Below are 2,270 nucleotides of genomic sequence, written 5' to 3'. Positions count from 1 at the left end.
ACTTTGGATTATACTGGATAATCAACACCCTTGAGAAAAAATAAATGGTTTTACAGCTTATTTACACGATCATGACTCTCCCTTTATCTTCCCTTCATATGAGAATAATATAATTCGAAAGAACCAGCTAATCCGGTTAGTACCTCAATTTATATAAATTCACGAAAAAGGGAGAGTTGTGAATGAAAAAGCATGTTGTCTTTTTCGAAGTGGAAGGCGGAACAGACAAAGGTCCGGATGGATATCGGCCAGATACGTTACCGATGCTCAAGTCGTTAAGGAAACGCGGCTGGATGGCAGAAGTCATCTTTTATGCCGATGAGAAGAAAGATGAAATCTTCGAACGGGTGGTTCAGGACGCTGATGCGTATGTTAGCCGTATCAATCCAGGAAATTTAAAAGATGAAAGTGCATATTTTCAATTGTTGCGCCAGCTTTGCGAATTCGGTGTAAAAGGAATGCCGCACCCGGATGCGATGATTGGTTACGGCGCAAAAGATGCGCTGATCAAACTGCGTGACACGCCGCTTGTACCGGAAGATACGTTTGCCTACTATGATATTGCTTCTTTTAAAAAAAATTTCCCGAAATCCCTGAAAAAAGGTGAGCGTGTTCTGAAACAGAACAGAGGATCGACTGGAGAAGGGATATGGCGTGTACAGTTAGCAAGTGATAGTGAAGAGGCGGAAGAGGTATCATTGAATGCAACGCTGCGTTGCACGGAGGCGAAAGACAACCATGTGGAAGAACATACGCTTGAGACATTCATGACTTTTTGTGAGCAATATATCATAGGTGAGAATGGAATGCTGGTAGATATGCCGTTTCTCCCACGTATCAAGGAAGGTGAGATTCGTCTCCTGATGTTGCACAAAACACCGGTCAATGTTGTTCATAAGAAGCCGGCCGAAGGAGAGGATGCATTCTCTGCTACACTGTTCTCTGGGGCGAAATACCGGTACGATTCCCCGGAGGAATGGGGTGGGCTTGTTCGTTCGTTCCTCGATAGTCTGCCAGTAATTATGGAGAGGCTGGGAGGTTATAATTTGCCGTTAATCTGGACGGCAGACTTTATTCTGGATACAGATGAGCAGGGGCATGATTGCTATATTCTTGGCGAGATGAATTGCTCTTGTGTCGGTTTTACTTCGCAGCTCTCCCTGAGCGAAAATGTAGCAGATGAAATCATCAGTATTCTATCTGAAGTAGAATCAATGGAACAATTAAATAATCGGTAGACTTTTAGCCGTTCCGAACACGCGATAAAGAAAATATATGCGTTGGGACGGCTTTTTACTTGCTTTTTTTTCCATCTACCCTTGGAAGAATACTATTGTTTCTGTAAGAAAATAAAAACTTTACGCTAAAATAAGCATATCCTCTTTTTCCTCCCTATATATTTTAAAGAAAGTTATTAGAGGAGGGAGGATTTCTTCAGCATGCAGGACAATCAAGACGCTATTTTGACATTTCCTGTGCAACACTCCATTTTTATTTCCCCTGACCAGAGCGAGATTGAGCAAATTGATGAGATAGAATTGACACCGCATATCCAGATTAAAGAGACGACCGAAGAGGTTATTGTGTCCGGATATTTGATGCTCGAAGGAAAATATGCGGGCAAGCCTCCGAAATTTCCCGATATTTCGCTTGATGATCCAGAGGTTAAAGTGACGGGCTATGTTGATACCGTTGTCTTTAACCCATTCGCCATGGACCCGGACGATTTTGAAGCAGAGAACGAGCTAACACCCTTCACGGAGAAAATACCTGTCCATATCTGCATTTCACGCAACAAAATTGAAGATGTGGGGCAAATTTACGCTTCTATTACTTCCTTTGATTACGATGTCCAATCAGCTCGCAAGCTTGCGATTATGGCGGAACTAGCATTGAACGGTGTAAGGAGCGAAGCTCCAGCACAGCCGGGAGAGGAACATGTTACTGAACTGCCGCGGTTGTTCGAGTATGTAGCTTCCAGACAGGAAGAGGAGGAAGAAGAGACCGAGCAGATAACAGGGGAAGCAAGTATAGAGGAAACGGAACTGGAAACAGAAATAGAAGCAGAGGAATATATTGATGAGCAACCGAAGATTGAACCGATTACATTTAAGCGAATTCCTAATTCTGATATTCCTGTTTCGAAGAAAGAAGAAACAACAGAAATAAAGGAGACGGAAGCAAAGTCTGAAATGTTGTTGATAAACATGGAAATAGAAAAACAAAACGAACAAGAAGATAAACGACAAATCGAGCAAGTAAAAGCGGAA

At 42.5% G+C, this 2,270-nt stretch carries 2 protein-coding genes; both read left to right on the top strand.

The genetic code is table 11. From position 1 onward, the window contains the following. The first annotated feature begins 182 nt into the window (after nt 1–182). Nucleotides 183–1,238 carry a Cj0069 family protein gene (locus HMPREF0083_RS20405; protein ID WP_021623639.1) on the top strand — a complete coding sequence of 352 codons (1,056 nt, stop codon included), beginning with the start codon at nt 183–185 and terminating at the stop codon, nt 1,236–1,238. A 201-nt stretch (nt 1,239–1,439) separates the two neighbouring features. After that, on the top strand, nt 1,440–2,270 hold an 831-nt coding region (locus HMPREF0083_RS20400), incomplete at its 3' end, for a hypothetical protein (protein WP_021623638.1).

It is taken from the genome of Aneurinibacillus aneurinilyticus ATCC 12856, from assembly GCF_000466385.1.
Taxonomy (GTDB): Bacteria; Bacillota; Bacilli; order Aneurinibacillales; family Aneurinibacillaceae; genus Aneurinibacillus; species Aneurinibacillus aneurinilyticus.
Note: the sequence above shows the minus strand (reverse complement) of the source record. Positions and strands in the feature narration are given on the sequence as shown.

What these genes read in the sequence shown, in the direction of transcription:
- HMPREF0083_RS20405 (WP_021623639.1), top strand. Translation starts at nt 183, where the DNA reads ATGAAAAAGCATGTTGTCTTTTTCGAAGTGGAAGGCGGAACAGACAAA.